We start from the raw sequence: 20495 nt of genomic DNA on the forward strand, positions 1-20495 counted from the left end.
GAAAATGAGTCTTGTAAATGACATGTTGCGTGACCTTGATGCCAGGCGTCGCGATGCACCGGGAGGCGGTGTTGGTCCGGACAAACTGATCCCGGCTTCTGAGCAGCATCAACAATCAAAAAACCGGAAATCAGGTAACAAGCTCAAGTTCCTGGTGCTTGCTGTATTGCTCTCAGGATCTGTTGTGTTGGTGCTCATGTATTTGCAGGAATCTGTTCAGGCGCCTGCGGGTGCGCTGCCAGATTTCAGTGTGTCAGTGCCTGCGCCGCTTCAGTCTCAGGACCCAGTTGCCGGAGTGCAGTCCAATTCCGGGCGGGATGCTGAGCAGGAAACCCTGCGCGCCCTTGAAGAACGATTGCAGCAGCTTGAGCAACAGAATCAGCAACTGCAGGCCGCAAACGCTAATCGCTGGCAGGAAAGAGACTGGGCTGAGGCAGAGCAACTGCCAGATCCAGTTTCTGAACCAACGGCAGTAACACGACTGGCGCCGGTGCCAGATGACACAGCCGCTGTCGTTGCTCCCGAGTCAGATACGCAGCTTGCGGTGCAGTCCGCCAGTAGCCTGGTCAGGGATTCCCGTCCGCTCAGTCTGGCCGAACAGGACCGGCAACAAGTGCAAAAAGCGCTGAACGAATGGGCGGATGGTCAACGACTGACGGCTTTGCAGACGCTTGATCAGTTTGTTTACAACAATCCCTCAGCGCATCAATCTCGCGAAATGCTGGCCAAGCTTTTGATCCAACAGGGTGAGCCGGTGCGCGCCATGCAGGCCACAGAGCTGGGACTGATGATTTCTCCCAATCATGCCGGTTTCAAAAAAGTCAAAGCGCGGCTGTTGATTGATGAAGGCCGTGCAGCGGAAGCAATTCTTCTACTGGATGAGTTTCCGCCGTCAGCCGCTGCAGACCCCGAATACCATGATGTTATGGCAACGGCTTTGTTGGCTGGTCAGGAGTTCGAACGAGCAGCTCAGTCCTATCGAACACTGCTGCAGCAAGATCAGACGGTGGGCCGTTGGTGGTATGGCATGGCCGTGGCGCTGGAATCTCAGGGGCGCACTACTGACGCGGTCGTAGCTTATGAGCGTGCCTTGCAGCAAGCCAGCCTCAGCAGCGGATTGCGTCAGAACAGCCAACGGCGATTGGCGGCACTGAGGCCAGACTGATATGGCCATCAAACAGAAAGTTCGCATCGGTGATTTGCTGGTTAAAAACGGTGTTATCACTGAAGATCAGCTTCAGCAGGCGCTGGCAAAGCAAAAATCCACCGGCTTGCGTCTGGGGCGAACTCTGATAAACCTTGGGTTTGTTCAGGAAGACCGTTTTCTGGGTTTTTTATCGGAACAGCTCAATGTCCCCTTCGTTGACCTGCGTCGCTACAAGTTCGACAACGCTATTGTTCAGCGCCTGTCGGAAACGCACGCCAGACGCTTCCGCGCGATCGCACTGTCTGAGAAAAACGGTCTGTTGCTGGTTGGAATGGCAGACCCTACCGATATTTATGCCTTTGATGCCCTGGAGCGGTTACTGCAGCAACCCATAGAACTGGCTGTGGTGCGGGAAAGCGAATTGCTGGCCACACTGGATCTGGTTTACAGGCGAACAGATGAAATCGCCGGTTTTGCCGAGGAACTGGATGAAGAACTGACAGACGGCCAGTTCGATTTGGCCGCGCTGGTGCCGGCTGCCGACGACAGTGATGCACCGGTCGTGAAACTGTTACAGTCACTTTTTGAAGACGCTGTGCAGATCCGTGCGTCAGATATTCATATAGAACCCGACGAGCATGTGCTTAGAATTCGCCAGCGGATCGATGGCGTGCTACAGGAACAAATCGTTAAAGAGCGTCGCATTGCGCCAGCCCTGGTACTGCGCCTGAAATTAATGTCGGGGCTTGATATTTCCGAAAAACGGTTACCCCAGGATGGTCGTTTCAGTCTGAAAGTCAAAGAGAAAAAGATCGACGTGCGACTGTCTACTATGCCCGTCGAATATGGTGAATCAGTGGTCATGCGCCTGCTGGATCAGACCGACGGGGCTGTTGAGCTGGATGAAGTGGGCATGTCGCCACAGATGGTGGAACAGTTCCGAAAACTGATCCACATGCCACATGGCCTTATTCTTGTTACCGGCCCGACCGGATCGGGCAAAACCACTACCTTGTATGGAGCTCTGCAGGAACTCAACGAAATCGGTAAAAAGATCATTACAGTGGAAGATCCGGTGGAATACCGCCTGAGCCGGGTCAATCAGGTACAGATCAATCCCAAAATTGGTCTGACGTTCGCCCGCGTATTGCGTGCCAGTCTGCGCCAGGATCCTGATATCTTGCTGGTGGGTGAGATACGGGATCAAGAAACCGCTGAGATTGCATTGCGTGCCGCCATGACAGGTCATATGGTTCTGTCAACACTGCATACCAATGACGCCGTATCCAGTGCCATGCGTCTGGTAGATATGGGTGCTGAGGGGTTTCTGGCGGCGACAGCCATTCGCGCCGTTCTGGCTCAGCGACTGGTCAGGAGGCTTTGTGATAATTGCTGCGTGGATCATCAGCCCGAGCAACGTGAGATACAGTGGATTCGGCATGTGCTCGGAGAACTGGCGCCGGACGAGTTCCAGCTTAAACGGGCCAGCGGCTGTCACCGTTGCAACAATACTGGTTATCGTGGGCGGGTCGGGGTCTTTGAGCTACTGGTGCTCAATGATGAGATGGCGGATGCCTTGCGTCGCGCGAATTCCTCGGATTTCGTAAAAGCAGCCCGTCAAAGTAAAGGTTATCGGCCTCTGGTGGTCAGTGCGCTGTTGGATGCCTTTGCCGGCGTGACGAGTCTTGAGGAAGTCTATAAGGTTGCCGAGCAACTGGATGAGAGCGGAGACTGGATGCTGCAGAATTCACCCTCATGGCCATCCATTAGTGATGAGGCTGATGCGATCATCGATCCGGATGTGGCTGGGGACACTGAAGCATCTCACCTCATGGCGTGGGACGAGACTGAGAGATAATGGCTTACTTTCAATACAGGGCGCGCAATAGCCAGGGATCTATGGTGTCCGGCGGGCTGGAGGCTGTGAACCTTGATGCGGCTGCCAGCGAGCTGCTGGGGCGGGGTTTTACGCCGATTGATATCAAGGCTGCTCGAGGTAAAGTGAAAGAAAACCAGCCCAGGGCGCCGGGTGAACCGATGCGCAAGAGCGGCGGTAAGAGCAAGAAAAAATCCCTGGATCTGAATGCTGACGCATTTGATAGCCTGAATGAGGCGCTACAAAGGCGCAAGATAACCGACAACGATAAAATCATATTTGCGCGCCAGATGCAGAGTCTGACCAAGGCCGGTATGCCACTGGATCGGGCGCTGAAGGGCCTGCAGGCCTCCAGCAAGAATCCGGGCTTCAAGAAGGTATTGATTGACATCCAGCACAGCCTGGAGTCAGGCCAGAATCTGTCGACAGCGATGGGGCATCACCCCAAGATATTCTCCAGACTGTTCCTGTCACTGGTCGATGTAGGTGAAAATACCGGCCGCCTTGATCTGGCTTTTGAGCAGATTGTGCGCTACCTGGAGCTGGAGAAGAACACCAAAAAGCAGGTGAAAAGCGCCACACGTTATCCCAGCTTTGTTATGATCACCATTGCAGTTGCACTGGCAGTCATCACTTACTTCGTTATTCCCGCCTTTTCCGATACTTTTGCCCGGTTGGGTGCCGAACTGCCGCTGGAGACTCGCATCCTGATAGGCGTTTCTGATTTTGTGGTGCAGTGGTGGCAGTTTTTAATCGGAGGGGCACTTGCATTATTCTTCGGTTTTAAAGCCTGGAAATCCTCCGATTCAGGGAGCCTGATCTGGGACGAAAAAAAAATACACATTCCGCTGGCCGGGGGTGTTGTTGAAAAAGTTGCCCTGGCACGCTTCGCACGTACTTTTTCAATGGTGATGAAGGCGGGTGTGCCCATTGTGCATGGCATGGGTGTGGTTGCCAGTACAGTGGGCAACCGTTTTGTGGCGAAACGCATCCTGAAAATGCGGGAAGGCATATCACGCGGCGAATCTCTGTACAACACGGCGGTCAGCGCCGATATGTTCTCTAATCTGGTCTTGCAGATGATTGCGGTTGGTGAAGAAAGCGGCACCATTGATCAATTGATGGAAGATGTAGCGGATTTTTACGATGCCGAGGTCGAGTACGAGCTCAAGCGCCTCGGTGAAGCGATTGAGCCTATTTTGATTATGATCATCGCCGGCATGGTTCTGATTCTGGCCCTGGGTGTGTTCCTGCCCATATGGGACCTCAGTTCGGCGGCTTCACGTTAAGGTTCCCCTCAGAAATGGGTAGATTTCGGGACGAATTCGGGATGGTTTCGGCTCAATGGGGGCTGATAAAGACGTCTTGCCATGGAAGACTGTGTCTCGGGCTGTTAACCTGCAGCCACTTCGGACAACTGCCGGATATCGCTTAATGTCGAACTTGGAACGGTGCAAGCAAGCAAGTCCACCGCGCTACCCGCGTCGTCAGCGCGGTTTTTCCATGTTCGAGATGATGGTTTATATACTGACGGCATCCATTTTGTTTGCGGCGGCATTTAACCGTTACCGGGACTTTCCGGGCGAGGCCGAACGAGCGAATTTCCTGGCGATTCTGGCCCAGATTAATGCGGCGACCAACCTGCAGATGATGCGCACCATCGCCTCGGGTGAGTTTCAGCAGACTGACGTGCTGGACGGGATGAATCCCATGGACCTGATGCTGACCACACCGGGAAACTACGTCGGTGTATTGGGCGGGCCTGATGAATCAACGCTGCCCCGGCGCATCTGGTACTTTGACAGCAGTCGCGGGGAGCTGGTGTATCTGGCTAATGATGCCCGCAACCTGTACTGGATCCAGAATGGTGGCAGGCAGCCGGCAGACAGCGTTCGTTTGCGGGTCAGAAATGTGCAGAATGCCAGCCAGCGTTGGGAAGGCATTGTTCTGGAGCCCGTAGTGCCATATGAATGGCAGGCGGTACCTCTGGAAATACCGAATATGGAGGGGTAAAAATCGGGACAAAATGGAAGATTTGGGGTCGCTTAGCCTTGACATGCGTATCCTTGCGTATACAGCGCTGATAGCATATGTCCCAAGGCTCGACAATAAAGAGGCAGGACACAATCAACGGTTTGTATTTAACGGCTCCAACTGAGTGAGCCACTGTAGAAAGGAGTAAGACAAGTGAATGTTCAAATGAAATCCAAGCAACAAAAAGGTTTTACAATTATCGAACTGGTGGTGGTGATTCTGCTGCTGGGTATTCTGGCTGCAACCGCACTGCCGCGTTTCCTGGATGTGACTGATGAAGCCCATGAGGCTGTCGTGGATGGTCTGGCAGGTGGTTTGACTACCGGTGCGGCTCTGTTCCGGGCAACCTGGGTAGCTCAGGGTCAGTCAGTTACAGAAGATGTTGATGGGTTTGGTCTGGGTACGCTGTTTGCGAACTCGAATGGATATCCCGTGGGGCTGGAAGTCAGTGCAGACATGGATGCTGATTCTTGCCTCGAGATCTATAACGGAGTACTGCAATCTGGTCGCCCGCTGGCAGCATCTGTGACAGTTGCTTTTGCAGATATTGCGTCTGCCACAGCAATTTCTACTGCCGTTGACGGCGCCGCTGCTGGTGTGCAGGTCGCTGCGGTTACTATTCCTGTCGGTGCTGCTGACTATGAAGATGCAACTGAGTGTCGCTATTACTACATCGGGCAGTACCCCGACGCGCCAGCTGCAACAGCAACAGCAGTCCAGATTCCCTTGTTGACGCTAAACCTGACCACCGGTGAGGTGACTGAAACGGCGTTCACCTATCAGTTGCCATAATGTATGGCGGCTAGTCTAAGGTAGAATGATTGAAATGGACCTCCCGAGGACAATTGTCGCGGGAGGTCCTTTGCTATGAGAGCGCAGCAAAATCGGGAGACGCCTTGGTGCAGTCAAGAGAAACCAAATATAGTAATGCGGGATTCTCCCTTGTCGAGCTGGTCATCGTAATTGTTCTGGTTGGAATAATCGCTGCTGTAACATTATCCCGGTTGCTTCGCTCCGACACTTATGATGCCATCATCGCTCGCGACCAGATCGTGTCCCTTTCCCGCGCCGCCCAGCAAAAAGCCCTGGGTCGCAACGACATTGAGCTGACAATCACGCCGTCCGGCAACACACTCTCCATCAATATCGAGGACAGCACAGGCCCGGTGCAGTCAGCTCAGTTCGATTCACGCAATGTATCCTTCAGCGGCGACGTCAATGAGCTTGATGGCTGTGGCGTAACGCCCGGCGCCGATGTGGTATCCGGAGTGGCGCCATTTGTATTGAGGTATGACAGCTTGGGTGATCTAATGGAAGGTGGGGTCACTGGCGCTGCCGGTTTTCCGGTCGGGATTACACGTGGGGCACGCTTGTGCGTCAATAATGATCCTGCCATGTCGGTCTGCTGGTCGGCGGCAGGCTATGCCTATGTGGGAGACTGCATTGAGTAATAGGCGCGTGCAGCGGGGTGTTACCCTGATTGAGTTGATCGCGGTGATTGTCATTCTGGCGATTTCACTGGTCGGTGTCACGGCGGCCATTTCCGGCGCCATCTCGCGCAGCTCCGATGTCATGCTGGAAACCCGCGCAGTGGCCCTGGCGCAAAGTTACCTGGACGAGATTCTGTCCCGACGCTTTGACGAGAACTCGGCACCGCGAGGCATTCCACCCTGCCGCAGCAACTGCACAGATGAGATTGATTTCGGGCCGGATGGCGGTGAAACGGGGCGTGCTGATTTCGACGACGTTGACGATTATCATGGCCTGGATGAAGGTGCCGGACAGGCCGATCCTTTGCAGGATGCTGAGGGTAATGAACGGCTGGGCTACGAGAATTTCAGGGTGCGGGTTGAAGTCCGTTATCTGCGACTCGGGGTTGGTGAAATCGAGGAAGATCTTGCGACAGCACCAAATGATCTGACCGATGAGCAGGATGCAAAACTGATTACTGTTACGGTCAGCCACGTTGAGCAGCCTGGTGGCTGGATGTTCAGTGTTTACAAGGCGAATTTCTGAGATGAAACGGCAGTGCGGTTTTACCATAATAGAAATTGTCGCGACCTTGCTGGTCTCATCCATTCTGGCTGTCGGTATCATAGGTTATATAGGCGATGCCGTAGAGGGCTTTGCGACGTCCGGCAATCGCAACAAGCTGGCCACCAGCGGCCGGGTGGTGGTCGATCGCCTGGCCATGGAGTTGCATAATGCCGTACCCAATAGCATCCGCATTACTGCAGCGCAGCCGGCTGGCGATCAGTGCCTGGAATTTATCCCTTTTGTCGGCGCCACTAATTATGTGGATCCGCCCTTTACCGGACCGGGTGGTACCGAGTTCGAAGTTATTGACTTCAATCCGGTCTTAACCGCTGCATCACCCGCCGGATTACAGGCTGTCATCTACCCGATCAATACGCAGGCTCTGTATGATGGCGGCTCGCCAGGCCCACGTTCGCTGGTGGATGAGATTGAAGATACCGGTGGTGCCGATGGCAAGGTGACTGTTCGCCTGGACGCATCGCATCGTTTTTCGCGCCGATCGCCTGTCGCCCGCATTTACGTGGCCGAGCAGCCGGTGAGTTTTTGCCTGGTCGGAAATCGCCTGTTCCGGTATGAAAACTACGGCTTTCAGTCCACACAATGCACGCCGTCGACACCGGCCTGCCTGCCGACAACGGCCCCTGACCGGAAACTGATCAGCCTGAGTATCGATAATGCCAGTCTGGCAGCTTATGACATCATCCCGGCTACCCTGCGTCGTAATGCCATTGTGTCCATGGAATTCAACTTTACGGAGCAGGGTGATGAGGTCCGTTTAAAGCATGAGGTCTTGATGCGAAATGTTCCCTGACAGGAAATACAGACAGTCATGCCGGGCGCCGGTTGTCGGGCGTCAGCGCGGTATCGGCTTGCCCGCGGCCATATTTGTGATCACATTAATGGTATCGATTTCAGTGGCCATCCAATTGCTGGTATCCCAGAATGCTGAGCAGTTTCAGGAAGAGATTCAGCTGACGCGCGCCTTTTATGCGGCAGAGTCCGGCGCCGGGTTTGCCATGAATGCCTTGTTTCCGCCGGATGAATTTCCACAATATAACGTCACGGCTATCTGCCCGGAAAATGTTGGAACGCCTCGAGTTTACGAGTTTGAGGCAGACGGGCTGGCGGCCTGCAGCGCCGAGGTTTCCTGCGTGACGGACGCCACTGTCGATGGAGTGAACTACTACACCATCACCAGCACGGGCATTTGTGGTGATGTCAGTCGTACAGTTCGTGTCCGCACCAGCTTCAATGACTGATCAGATGGCGCCAACGCCGCGCAGTATTACCAGCACGACGGCCGCGGTGGCAAGCGCGGCAGCACTGTATGTGATCCAGTTGCTGGGACCGACATGGCAGCGGTACGGGTCAATACTGCGCCCACTGTCCTGTTCGCGATGCGAGATTTCGCGTTGCAGGCGAATTTTGAAGTTGTCGAATTTTTCGACCAGTTGCCAGCCGGCCTGGGCTTCCTCGGCCAAAACCCTGGCGAGTTGGGCGGGTTTGGCGAAATGCGGCGTGGTTGACTGCACAATCTTGTATTCAGTGTTCATGCGGCAAGCTCCGGGTGATCCGTACGATTTTATTTCGACTTGTGACTCAGTCAGGCTGAGTGTTTGTATGACTGATATTCTGTGTCGACGACGCGAGTATTGCAATTGGTGGTTAGTTGATCAAGGGAACATTTAGGGTCGCTTTGAGGAGATCAGGCAGAGTCTTTTCAGCAATGACAGTGTTGATTGGATAAAATAACATAGCAAATTATCAGGATCGAGTCAGATTTGAGACAGCGCAGCGACAAGAAAACAGGATTCAAGTGGTCTCGGCACAATCGACGGTTGTGGCGCGGAGCCATAGTGCCTGCGATCTTGTTTGTTGGATTCGCCAGCGCACAGAATCCCGGACCGGAGCCGGTTACTGGCACCGGTGGTAATACTGTTCAGGAAGTCACCATCCCACTGATTGGCAGTGGCGGCAATATCAGCACTCAGGGCCCCTACACGGTTCATGTATTCAATAGCAATGGCACTTTCACGCCTCCAGCCGGACTGACCAGCCTGGATGTGCTGGTGGTCGGTGGTGGTGGCGGCGGCGGCAGTACTTATGGTGGTGGCGGTGGTGCGGGCGGATTGCGTTGGGAAACCGGCGTGACAGTCAATCAACCCTCATACAATGTCGTTATTGGTGCGGGTGGTGCCGGTGGCAATGGCATTACGACAACAAACGACCCAAGCGGTAACGGGCAGAATGGCGGCGACTCCTCCTTTGGTAGCATTGTCGCTGAGGGCGGCGGTTATGGGCAGGGCGGCGCGCAGAGTACTGGCAGTGGCGGTGACGGCGGCTCGGGTGGTGGCGGTGGCGGCATAACAACGGGCTCTGCTCGTCCCGGAGGAAACGGTACTGTCGGCCAGGGCAATGACGGTGGTGATGGCAACGGCAGCACCGGCAACAATAACCGTTCAGGTGGCGGTGGTGGCGGTGCTGGCGCAGCAGGCGCTAACGGTACCAATGGCGCGGGTGGCGATGGCGGTATAGGTAGTGATTTTTCAGCTGTTTTTGGCACCGGAGTCGGAGACAGCGGCTGGTTCGCTGGTGGCGGTGGTGGCGGTAAACGAAGCGGCGGCAGCAGCCTGGGTGGAGATGGTGGTACCGGTGGTGGCGGCGCTGGTGGGGGTGCACAGGATCCCGCGGCAACAATCGGACAGGCCAATACCGGTGGTGGTGGCGGTGCGTCAGGAGGATCTGGTGGAACGCCTGGGGCAGCGGGTGGCAGCGGCATCGTCATCGTCCGTTACATCGCCCCTGAGCAGGATTTTATTGTCCACACGTTTACCGGCGATGGTGCCTTTGAAGCGCCGCCGGGTGTGGACGAGGTTGACGTGCTGGTAGTCGCTGGCGGCGGCGGTGGTGGTACTTCTCTGGCATTCAGCAATGCGGGCTCTGGTGGTGGCGGTGCCGGCGGCCTGGTATACGAGGAAGGGTTCGCGGTTGCTGGCTCAGTCAATATTACCGTGGGTGCTGGTGGTGCCGGGGGAGATGGACCCGGCCATGAGACAGGCGGGACGGGTGGTAACTCGACCTTTGGCAGCCTGACTGCCCTGGGTGGTGGCGGTGGTATTGGTGGTAATGGTTCGGGCAATACCGGGGGGTCCGGTGGCGGGTCGCGCGGCGCGGCAGGTGGCGCCGCAACACAACCGGCCTCCGCGTCCGGTGGCTTCGGTAATCGCGGCGGTAACAGCGCGGGTTCACCCGCGGGCGCTGCGGGCACCGGAGGTGGTGGTGCCGGCGGCAACGCACAGGATCTGGCGGGAACCAATGGCGAAAACGGCGGGAACGGCGGGGTTGGTCTCCAGTTCGATATCAGCGGGACAAACACCTACTACGCCGGCGGCGGTGGCGGTGGCGCGGCTCAGAATCTGGCAACACCCGGTCAGGGTGGCCTCGGCGGCGGCGGCGATGGTGGCCGCAGCGACACAGCGGCAACAGCGGGCACGCCCAACACCGGCGGTGGTGGTGGTGGCGGTAACAACGATACCATTGGTGCAGACGGCGGCAGCGGGGTTGTTATCGTCCGGTATGCAGCTCCTCAACTGACAATTACCACTCAGCCTTCGGCCAGCGCCGTCAGCGATGTCATATTCAACGACCAGCCTGTTATTAATTATGTTGACGCCGATGGCAGTCCGGTAGGGGGTGTGCAGATTAATGTGGCGCTGGCCTCTGGTGGCGGGACGCTCAATGGCACACTTTCAGCGACAACGGACGCCAGTGGTAATGCCACGTTTACAGACCTGTCGATTACCGGCGCCGCCGGTGTCAGAACCCTCAGTTTCACTGTGAATGGTTTTGATGGCGAAGTTGTGTCGAATGAAGTCGAACTGGTCACTTACCGCTTCGAAATCAGCCATGTCACCAATAATGGTGTCTGTTCGGCCTTTACGGCGATCACCATCAGTGTTCTGGATTCCAATGATGATCTGTTGCTCAACTACGACGGTACGGTGCAGATAAGCAACGATAACAATATTGGTAACTACAGCCTGGGTGCCGGCGCACAGGGTACGCTGGACAATCTGACTAACAATGATGGCGCGGCTGAATATACGTTCGATATCAATGATAACGGTGTTGCCATCCTGAATTTTTCCACATCGGTTGCTGATACTTATGAGTTTGATGTCACCTCCGGGTCTATTATCACCGAGAATTACAATATATCGCTGACGCTGGAAGCCTGCGCTTTCCGGATTTTCCACGATGGTAATGCTGACGTGTGCTCTGTTGAGCCGGTCACTATCCAGGTGGTGACGGCATCCGGGAATACCGTCACTGGTTATACCGGGACAGTCAACATCAGTACTGCGGGTATTACCGGAGGAAACTGGAGCAAGACCTCCACGCCAGCTGACGCGCTGGGCACACTGACGCCGGGCTCACCTGACACCGGCGCCGCCGTATACACATTTGTCGCTGCGGATGCCGGTGAAGTCGTTCTGAATTTCCAGGACAATACGGCGGAAACAGTCAATTTCAATCTGGTAGCGGCCAATGTTGCCCAGCCTTCGGGGCAATACGACCCTGATTTGACGGTCCAGGCCTGCCAATTCCGAATCACCCACAGCAATGCGTCTGATGTCTGCTCGATTGAAGAAGTCACCATTACACTGGTGAATAGCGCGGGTAATACAGTGACCAATTACACCGGCACAATAAACCTGAGCACCAGCACTGGTCTTGGCACCTGGGTGGATGTTGGACAATCGAATGGCGTCATCACCGATCCAGTGGATGAGGATGGTAACGCGACTTATGCCTTTGATGCCTCTGATAATGGTGTAGTCGTGCTGGGGTTCAGGCAGGTCAGTAACCTGGGTGCCATAAATATCAATGTGAGCGATGGGTTGACGCAGGACCCTGGTGACTCCACCAATCAGTATGATCAGAATATTGTTTTTTCAAACTGCTCATTCGAAATCTCGCATGTGCTCAATGCCAACGCCTGTGAGATCACCGAAATCACCTTCACTGTGCGTGACAGTGTCGGGGGGATTGCCACTGACTATATCGGCACCATGCGCATCACCAATAACACCAATCGTGGCGACTGGCTGGCGCCGGCTTCTGCGCAAGGCACACTTGATGCGCCGTCAGGTCCGGATACAGGTGTCGCCGACTATACCTTCGCTGCCGCCGATAATGGTGTTGTGATACTGGAATTCACCAGTGCAACGCCTGCCGTCATCAATTTTGATGTTGAAGATCACACGATTGTGGAAAACGGGGCTTTCGATCCGAACCTGTTTTTCAGCGGCTGTTTTCCACAGATCTTTCAGGGACCGGTGTGCAGCAATCCCGGCACCTCGGCGTCAGTTGCAATTCCTGACGAAAATCCCGTAGCGGCTTTGCGTTCCCGCATGGTGCTGATGGCAACCATGCAGATAGGTGACTCCAGTGCGGCCACCACAGCCACCTTTAACGGTGTGAACATGACCCGCGTGATCCGCATGGAAAACGACGACCAGGGTCCAGGGGTGACAACAGAAATATGGGCCATTTTTGATGACGATCTGCCAAATACTGCCGGTACCTACAATGGCTCATTCAGCGGTGGTGTGGGTGATCCGGCAATCTGTGTGCTCAGTGTTACGGGTGTTGAGCAGATACTACCCACCCAGGCATCGCCAAATCCGGAGACCGGTCCGGTCAACAGCTCTAAATATACCGGTCCGGTTGTCAATGACCGCCACAATGCAACGACTACTATTACAACGCATCAGAACAACGCGTTTGTCTTCAGTGTTGCCGCAAACGACCGGGGGTCAGATTTTTCGCTGGACAGCTATTTCTGGCGCCCACCAGAGCCCTCGACCACGCTGACCGGTATCTGGGGGGGGCGGGTGCCCCAGAACCCCTTTGATCCGCCATATCGAGAAGCTCAGGATCAGGCTAATCCTACCGGAGGCAAAACGGCTGGCTCCGCGGGTGTGTTGAGCGCGGCCAGTGTGCTGGAAGTGGTTGAGCCCTATCAATCCGGTGCCTTCCTGCAGCCGACCATGAATGCCCATGTGGTGGCTGCTTTTAATCCATTGGTGGCGGGCGCGCCGATTGCTGAAGGCTACGTGCCTGTGGTCTTGTACGAAACTTTTTCCGGTGCCATGAGCTATCGAGCTATTGGGAATACCCTGAGGTCACTGCCCTCCAATACCAATTTGACCGTTGATCCCGCTCAGGACTGTGCGATGGAGGATTTTGCTACGGGTACAACGGCAGACCTGACCTTGCCCGTGGGCTCAAGTATCACCGCGGCTTATCTGTATTGGGCTGGCAGCGGAACGCCGGCTCAGGCCGACTCCCAGGTGTCTTTCGGGCCTGATGGCAATGAGGTTTCGGTCGTTGCCGATGAGGTATTTCTGGCAGAAGGCCTGACTGCGGTTGAAGTTGATTTTTTTGCGGGCTATGCCGATGTCACCGGTCTTGTTTCCGGGAACGGGACGTATCGCCTGAAGGATCTGGCTGTGCAAACGGGGGCGCCCTGGAATAACAACGGTACCTGCGCAGGCGGCTGGTCGCTCATCGTAATATTTGAACACCCGAATGAGCATTTGCGTGTAGTCAATCTGTTCCACGGGTTTCAACCTTTTCAGTATTCTTCCTTCACGCTGGTGCCGCGAAATTTCCGGATGGCAACTTTTGATAATGCTTTGCTGCTCCCCAATGGGCAGGTGACACACGTTACAATCGAAGGTGATGAACAGCTTTCTACCGGTGATGAGTCTCTCAGTATTCAGTCGGCTCCAAACGCTGTCACATTCAATGCCTTGCCCAATAGCTTCAATCCGGTAAATTCCGAGTTCAACTCCACCATTGTCAGGCCCATTTATGATATCGGCCCGACAACTTATTTCGAGTTCCAGGACTCCGCGGGTCTGAACAGTGACGGTTACGAAATAGATTTCCCGGGCGTTGACGCTGACGAAAGTACCCGAACCGGGAACCGTATTGGTGAAACCTGGGGACTGGATGTTGATACCCATTATCTGAGCAATACCCTGCTGGAAGACTTTGCCCAGCCCGGTCAGGAAGCTGAACGCATTACCACGCGTTACAGCTCTGGCCAGGATCTGGTGCTTCTGCTCTCCGAGGTCATCAGTGTCACCAACTTCCCGATCGCAGACCTTGAGGTTTTTATAGAGCAGTCCGGAACGTTCAAGGTTGGCGGCACAGGCTCCTATCAGATTGACGTTACCAACAATGGCAATGGAACCAGCACCGGCGGCGAAGCAACCGGCCTGATCACTGTTGCTGTCAGATTGCCCACCGGTCTGACCTTTGCCAATGCCGGGGATGTTTCAGGGACCGGCTGGTCGTGCAGTGTTACGCTCAGTCCCGGCGCATTTACCTGTGAATATGATATCGCCAGCACTTACACAGGAGGTGAGCTGCCATCGGGTGACAGTCTGCCGTCAATCACAGCCGACGTCGTGATTGCCGGAACTTCTCAGTTTCCGCTATTGAATAACAATGCTCCGGTAGTCGCCAGAATGTTGCACTCGGGTGGTAATTGCGGCGCAGAGGCTGATGGTTTTATCCCGGATCCGTTGGGATGCGACCGCTCGCCGCAATTTGATAACAAGAACGATACCCAGGGCGACACCATCGATGTTGATGATATAGATGTCAAAACAGACGCCAACAATAACGTTGACAGAGTGGTCACCGTGGTGCGCGGCATAGAAACTGATCTGCGTTTGCAAAAGACTGTCCTTGGCACACTGGAGACAAATACCACCGGACAATATCAGTTGACCGTTACAAATCTGGGACCAGATGCCACAACACAGACTATCACGCTGACAGACAATCAACCGGTTGGAGTGACTTTTCTGGCGGCCGCCGGCACAGGCTGGAGCTGCGCAACGATAACGCCGACCCTGTCATGTACCTTCGCGGGAAGCCTGGCGGCCAATGCCAGTACCAACCTTATTCTGGATGTTGACGTTGTTGGTGCAGCTGGTTTTAATGTCACCAATACCGCTCAGGTTTCGATCGGTGCCGGTAACTTTGATACTGTTCCCGGTAATAACGCGGCGACTGATGTCACGACAATCGTGGGTCCCCCGGTGGCTTCTCAGGAAAGGTTCTTGATCTCCGTATCCACACCCGGCAACAGCACGTCCATCGGTGGGCTGAATAATTTCGAAAACCATGATCTCATTATCTATGATCCCTCGACCGATGAAGCGGTCATGTTCTTTGACGACAGTCTCGAAAATAGCGGCCGGATAGACGATATCAATGCTGTACACCTGCTCAAGAACGGCCAGATCGTTTTGTCGGCCAATGACAGCAGTACGATTGGTTCAAATAATCTGGATTTCGATGCCTGGGATCTGGTTCGTTACGATCCGATTGTGGGAACGGCCAGTACATTCCTGGACGGCTCCACGGTTTTTGCAAACCATACCACTGTCAATGTCAATGGTGCCTATGTTCTTGATGACTGCGCCAGCAATGACGACGATCTTGATTGCAGTGTGTTGCTGACTACCACGACTGGCGGCGTGGCGGGAAGCAATAACCTTGCGTTTACCGCGTCAGATATCATTATTTATTACAGAAGTGGTCCAAACGCAGGGCAGGCAGCGATCTATGTGGATGGTAGTGACCCCGATGTCTTTGGTGCGACAGAAGGGAACGGTAACGTCAACATCGACGCCATTTATCAACGAGTTGATCCATCAGATCCGGAGGGTGTTGTTGACACTTACGCCCTGTCAGTAGACAACGCCACGGCAACAATTGGCGATGGGCTGGATCCCGTGACGGGAACCATATTTACCCGGGATGATGTAACAGAATTGAATCTGACAGACGGAGAAACACAGAACCTGTTCCTTGGTGATCAGCCTCTGGGCGAATTCAGTCCCGTTTCCGGAGACAGAAGGTTGAATGCCCTGCATATTATTGAGGACGGCTATATCGGTCACTTCAGCATCAAGCAGGAGCAGGGAGGGTCGGTCTGTGAGCCGGGCATCATCCGGATAAGCAAACATGAAGGTCTGACGCATAACAGGGATCTGGACTACTACGGTACGGTCCGGATCACCACCAGCACCAACTATGGTACCTGGCAACTGCAATCCGGCAATGGCGTGTTGACCAATCAGGGCAATGGTCAGGCGTTATATAACTTTGTGGCCGCCGATCAGGGCACAGTCCTGCTGAGACTGGTTTACGACCAGCCTGGCACTGTTAATGTTGACGTAACCAATGGCGTGGCGAGAGAAATCGGCAGTGAGGACAGCAGCTTCACATTCAATTCAGTGTTGACGCCCATTACCTGGATAGATGAGTTTTTTGTCAACTCATTCAGTAATAATGACGGATCGCGCAACTGGGCTGGTGCCTGGGAAGAGCTGGATGGTGTGGATGGCACCGTCGGCGGTGGACTGGGTGTTAGCACGGGTAATATTCAGGTACTGAATGGCCGCCTGCAAATGACATCAAGTGTGGCAGCAGCCAATAACAGTATCGATCCGTCGGTCGCGCGGGTCTACAATATTGATTCAGTGCCCAACTCTGAGGACGTCACCCTGACCTACCGCTATGCGCATACTGCGCTGGCCGCTTCAGATACCGTTGTTGTCGAAGCCAGAGGATCGTCAGCAGATAACTGGGTCACGGTTGTGACCATGGACAACATGACCAGCAATCAACAGAATTCTTCCCTGCTGTCGTCTACCTATAATCTGACAACCATTCTGGGCAATGCTGTGCCAGCACAAACACTGGAGAGTACGGCAGAGATACGCTTCCGCATCAGCAATGGATTCGAGCTTAACCGCTACTTCTATGTTGATCGTGTTGTCATAGAAACCGCCACGGATCAGTGCGGATATACTGGTTCAGGATCGCTGGAACATTACGCGATTTCTCACAGCGGCTTCGGGCTGACCTGTGTTGGCACACCTGTCACTTTCACCGCTCATGATGCAGCGCATGATCCGATCTCCGCGGAAGGCGACACGATTAATTTGAGTACTTCGCCTGCCAAGGGTGTCTGGTCGCGCGTATTGAACGGTGCGGGATCATTGACCAGTGTGGCTGCCCAGTCCGATAACGGTCAGGCGAGTTATACGTTTGCGCCGGGCGAAGAGTCAGTCACATTGTTGCTTAACTACACCGTACCCGCCGGGGCCGTTCAGCCAGTTAACATCAATGTGCTGGGTGCCGTGAGCAATGCCTCCGAGCTAGAGGATCCGACACTTGAAATCGCCGAGACCGGTCTTTATTTCTACAATGAGACATTGAGCAACGCGACCATACCCACCCAAATTGCAGGTAAGCCATCCAACGTCGCACCGCTGGCGCAACTGTTAACGCTCCAGGCAGTGCGAAGCTCTGATAACGACCCGTACCAGTGTGTTCCCCTGTTTGATGCCGGACAAACACTGCCAATACAGTTGGCTGCTGAATGCAAGAATCCTGGCGATTGCTTTGGTGGGGAAACATTCACTGTCAACGGTGAAGCGGTGGCGCTGGTCAATGACAACTCGGCGGCAGGCGCATCCAGCTATACAGAGGTTGAGCTTGATTTTGTTACGCAGCCGAGCGGCGCCCCGGGTGCGACGCTGGTGTTGAATTACTCTGATGTTGGTCAGATGCAACTGCACGCGCGATTCGACATTCCCTTTGGTTTCTTTGGCAACCCGACACCTGACGATCCATTAAATCCACCAGGAAATTCAGGTGACTTTATGCTCGGCAGCAGTCAGGACTTCGTTGTCCGCCCATTCGGTTTTGCAATCGATTTCCCAGGAGACCAGGGGCTGGACCGGGCTGATGATTTTCCAGCCAATAACTTCCCAGATCGGGCGGGCAATCCGGCTGACTCCTTTGCGACTGATGAGGACGGCAATGTCTTTGTTCATGCCGGCGAAGGCTTTGACACCGTGGTCTCGGCCGTGGCGTGGCAGGCTGGCGACGATCTGGACCAGGACGGTCAGCCAGATGCCGGGGCTGACTTGCATGATAACCCGCGGACGCCGAATTTCTATTATGACAGCGATGGTGTGAGTGATAACTATAGAGTGAAGTTGAGTGTTATTGAGAATGAGGTTGAGAATCTTGGCGGTGTGATTGGTGAGCTGGGTAATGAAACGCTGTTCTACAATGACTTTGACAGTTATGCCGTGAATGGTACCGGTATGCGCAATATCACCTACAACGAGGTCGGCATCATTGACATGCAGGCGCAGTTGGTCGATAGCAATGAGGATCCGGTCGCGTACCTGGGCACAGACGTTATCAATGGTCGTGTTGATAATGTCGGACGCTTCTATCCAGAACGCTTCCAGGTGACAAGCACTATGTTGTTGTCTCGCTCTGACCTGAGCTGTGCGCCACCTTCGGTGTTTACCTATATGGACGAGCCTTTCGAGGTTGAGGTAGAGCTTCGTGCATTAAATGTTCAGGGCCAGGCCACTGTCAATTACCGGGATGTGTACGCGAAGCTGGCAAGCTATGGTGATCTGAATTTCCGTGCGATAGAGGAAGTGGCCAGCGCAGATAACAACAACCTGACATCCAGGCTTGTCAATGAAAGCATACCAGGCACCTTCCAGAATCTTTGGGGAGATGTCACGGGTGGGGAGCTGGCGATTGATGGCGACCTGATATTCAGCAGAGCCACGCCGCCTGAGCCCGACGGTCCGTTTGAAGATATCGTGATAGCGTTTGTGCCCACTGACTCTGATGGTGTGACACTGGACGCGGGCGATCTCAATGCTGAGATAACCCAGGCAACACCTGAGTTTTACCAGATTGGCGAGCAGAATTTCCGATACGGTCGACTGATCATCAACAATGCCTATGGCCCGGAAACAGAAGACCTTGCCATCACCTTCCAGGTTGAATACTACGATAGTGATCAGGGGCGTTTCGTTGCCAGTATTGATGACAGCTGTACAGTCATCAATGCCTCCGAGTTGTCGTTCGTGACCGGGACCTACACAGGCGATCTGGATGACGGCGACACAAGCATTGACAGCCCATTATCCAGCACTTTCCATCAGGGACAGGTACAGGGTGTGCAGAGCGCAGTCAATCCGACGGATCCTACCTTTACTCTGACGGCGCCAGGTGAGGGCAATGGCGGTACGGTGGATATTGAAATTGACCTGGATGCATTGAACCTGCCGTACTTGCGCTTCAAGTGGCCACACGAGGATAATGATTACGACGAAAATCCGCGTGCGCAGGTGGAGTTTGGTCAATTCCGCAGCCACGACCGCGTGATCAACTGGCAGGAGATTTACAATGGAGCGACGCCATAAATGGCTGCTTACTCTGGCAGCATTCATGGTGGCTGTGTCTTTGCAGGCACAGCCCGCCGCTGATTATTCAGCGTTCCGCACCAACGATGAAGAAAACAACATAGAGGTCTTTAAAAAGGCCAGCCCCTCGGTGGTATACATCACCAACTCGCGCCTGGTGCGCCGCTCCTTCTTCTCACTCAACCCGCAGGAAATTCCCCAGGGCAGTGGCTCCGGTTTTATCTGGAATAACGATGGCTATGTGGTCACCAACTTCCACGTGATTCAGAATGCCTCGCGCGTCACCGTGACCTTGCAGGATGGCAGTGCCTGGGAGGCAGAACTGATTGGGGTCGAGCCAGATAAGGATTTGGCAGTATTGCGGATTGACGCTCCGCGTGATCGCCTGGTACCAGTGGAGCTTGGGGATTCATCCGATCTGGAAGTGGGTCGCAAAGTCATTGCCATTGGCAATCCCTTTGGTCTGGATACCACCTTGACCGTGGGTGTGGTCAGTGCGCTGGGGCGTGAAATAAACAGTGTGACGCGGCGCCGTATTCGCGATGTGATTCAGACGGATGCGGCTATTAACCCTGGCAACTCCGGTGGCCCCTTGCTGAATTCCATTGGCCAGCTGATTGGCGTGAATACGGCGATTTACAGTCCCAGCGGTGCCAGCTCGGGCATCGGATTCGCGATTCCGGTGAACACCGTGAAAAAGATTGTGCCGGAGCTCATTCAGTATGGGCGGGTGCAGACCCCGACGCTGGGCATCAGCCTGTTCCCGCCGCAGTACGCTGACTATTATCGGCAGCGCTGGGGTCTTGAAGGTGTGATCGTACTGGACGTGATTGAGGGTGCCAGCCCTGAGCGCGAGGGTATGCGCGGACTGACCGAAACCAACCGGGGCATCATTCTGGGCGATGTGATTACTGCGGTTGATGGCGTGCCGGTTCGCAATGAGGATGATTTGCTGACGGTGCTGGAAAATCGCGAGGCAGGCGACGTGGTGGAAGTGTCCACCATGCGTGATAACCGTCGTCAGCGCTACCGGATTGAGCTGCAGGCCAGTCAGCGCTGATAATTG

The 20495-nt window shown here is 54.7% G+C and carries 12 protein-coding genes; 11 read left to right on the forward strand and 1 reads right to left on the reverse strand.

Translation table 11 applies throughout. The features are described from left to right. The first annotated feature begins 4 nt into the window (after positions 1-4). The 9 genes from PS2015_RS02340 (at position 5) to PS2015_RS02380 (ending at position 8353) form a co-directional block, all read left to right on the forward strand. The gene (locus PS2015_RS02340; protein WP_058020654.1) at positions 5-1165 is read left to right on the forward strand and encodes a tetratricopeptide repeat protein; all 1161 of its coding nucleotides are present in this window, start codon (positions 5-7) and stop codon (positions 1163-1165) included. A 1-nt stretch (position 1166) separates the two neighbouring features. Next, a complete protein-coding gene (locus PS2015_RS02345; RefSeq protein ID WP_082627912.1) occupies positions 1167-3005 on the forward strand; it encodes a GspE/PulE family protein in 1839 nt (612 codons plus the stop codon). Continuing rightward, positions 3005-4312 carry a type II secretion system F family protein gene (locus tag PS2015_RS02350; protein WP_058020655.1) on the forward strand — a complete coding sequence of 436 codons (1308 nt, stop codon included), beginning with the start codon at positions 3005-3007 and terminating at the stop codon, positions 4310-4312. Before PS2015_RS02345 ends, PS2015_RS02350 begins: the two co-directional genes overlap by 1 nt. A 145-nt stretch (positions 4313-4457) precedes the next feature. Beyond that, positions 4458-5036, forward strand: a complete 579-nt coding sequence (locus PS2015_RS02355; protein WP_058020656.1) for a type II secretion system protein — start codon at positions 4458-4460, stop codon at positions 5034-5036. Between the two features lie 186 nt (positions 5037-5222). Next, positions 5223-5849, forward strand: coding sequence for a type II secretion system protein (locus PS2015_RS15905; RefSeq protein ID WP_058020657.1), 627 nt, complete (start codon positions 5223-5225; stop codon positions 5847-5849). A 107-nt stretch (positions 5850-5956) separates the two neighbouring features. Then, positions 5957-6508, forward strand: coding sequence for a prepilin-type N-terminal cleavage/methylation domain-containing protein (locus PS2015_RS02365; protein WP_058020658.1), 552 nt, complete (start codon positions 5957-5959; stop codon positions 6506-6508). Continuing rightward, positions 6501-7073: a type IV pilus modification PilV family protein gene (locus PS2015_RS02370; protein WP_169792260.1), complete on the forward strand. Its 573-nt coding sequence runs from the start codon at positions 6501-6503 to the stop codon at positions 7071-7073. Before PS2015_RS02365 ends, PS2015_RS02370 begins: the two co-directional genes overlap by 8 nt. A 1-nt stretch (position 7074) precedes the next feature. Further along, the gene (locus tag PS2015_RS02375) at positions 7075-7905 is read left to right on the forward strand and encodes a PulJ/GspJ family protein (RefSeq protein ID WP_058020660.1); all 831 of its coding nucleotides are present in this window, start codon (positions 7075-7077) and stop codon (positions 7903-7905) included. Continuing rightward, positions 7895-8353: a hypothetical protein gene (locus PS2015_RS02380; RefSeq protein WP_058020661.1), complete on the forward strand. Its 459-nt coding sequence runs from the start codon at positions 7895-7897 to the stop codon at positions 8351-8353. The genes PS2015_RS02375 and PS2015_RS02380 overlap by 11 nt, the downstream gene beginning before the upstream one ends. Here the strand turns inward: PS2015_RS02380 and PS2015_RS02385 are convergent, their stop codons facing one another. Next, positions 8354-8647 carry a hypothetical protein gene (locus PS2015_RS02385; protein ID WP_058020662.1) on the reverse strand — a complete coding sequence of 98 codons (294 nt, stop codon included), beginning with the start codon at positions 8645-8647 and terminating at the stop codon, positions 8354-8356. Positions 8648-8950: 303 nt separating this feature from the next. Here PS2015_RS02385 and PS2015_RS02390 point away from each other — a divergent pair, with 303 nt between their 5' ends. Continuing rightward, positions 8951-19429: a glycine-rich domain-containing protein gene (locus PS2015_RS02390; RefSeq protein WP_156412635.1), complete on the forward strand. Its 10479-nt coding sequence runs from the start codon at positions 8951-8953 to the stop codon at positions 19427-19429. Then, positions 19413-20489, forward strand: a complete 1077-nt coding sequence (locus tag PS2015_RS02395; protein WP_058020664.1) for a S1C family serine protease — start codon at positions 19413-19415, stop codon at positions 20487-20489. The genes PS2015_RS02390 and PS2015_RS02395 overlap by 17 nt, the downstream gene beginning before the upstream one ends. Positions 20490-20495: the final 6 nt, after the last annotated feature.

It is taken from the genome of Pseudohongiella spirulinae (assembly GCF_001444425.1).
Taxonomy (GTDB): Bacteria; Pseudomonadota; Gammaproteobacteria; order Pseudomonadales; family Pseudohongiellaceae; genus Pseudohongiella; species Pseudohongiella spirulinae.

Bases quoted from the DNA above. Each gene is read 5' to 3' on its own strand.
- PS2015_RS02385 (WP_058020662.1), bottom strand. From the start codon at position 8,647: ATGAACACTGAATACAAGATTGTGCAGTCAACCACGCCGCATTTCGCC.
- PS2015_RS02395 (WP_058020664.1), top strand. From the start codon at position 19,413: ATGGAGCGACGCCATAAATGGCTGCTTACTCTGGCAGCATTCATGGTG.
- PS2015_RS02375 (WP_058020660.1), top strand. From the start codon at position 7,075: ATGAAACGGCAGTGCGGTTTTACCATAATAGAAATTGTCGCGACCTTG.
- PS2015_RS02340 (WP_058020654.1), top strand. From the start codon at position 5: ATGAGTCTTGTAAATGACATGTTGCGTGACCTTGATGCCAGGCGTCGC.
- PS2015_RS02345 (WP_082627912.1), top strand. From the start codon at position 1,167: ATGGCCATCAAACAGAAAGTTCGCATCGGTGATTTGCTGGTTAAAAAC.
- PS2015_RS02350 (WP_058020655.1), top strand. From the start codon at position 3,005: ATGGCTTACTTTCAATACAGGGCGCGCAATAGCCAGGGATCTATGGTG.
- PS2015_RS15905 (WP_058020657.1), top strand. From the start codon at position 5,223: ATGAAATCCAAGCAACAAAAAGGTTTTACAATTATCGAACTGGTGGTG.
- PS2015_RS02380 (WP_058020661.1), top strand. From the start codon at position 7,895: ATGTTCCCTGACAGGAAATACAGACAGTCATGCCGGGCGCCGGTTGTC.
- PS2015_RS02355 (WP_058020656.1), top strand. From the start codon at position 4,458: ATGTCGAACTTGGAACGGTGCAAGCAAGCAAGTCCACCGCGCTACCCG.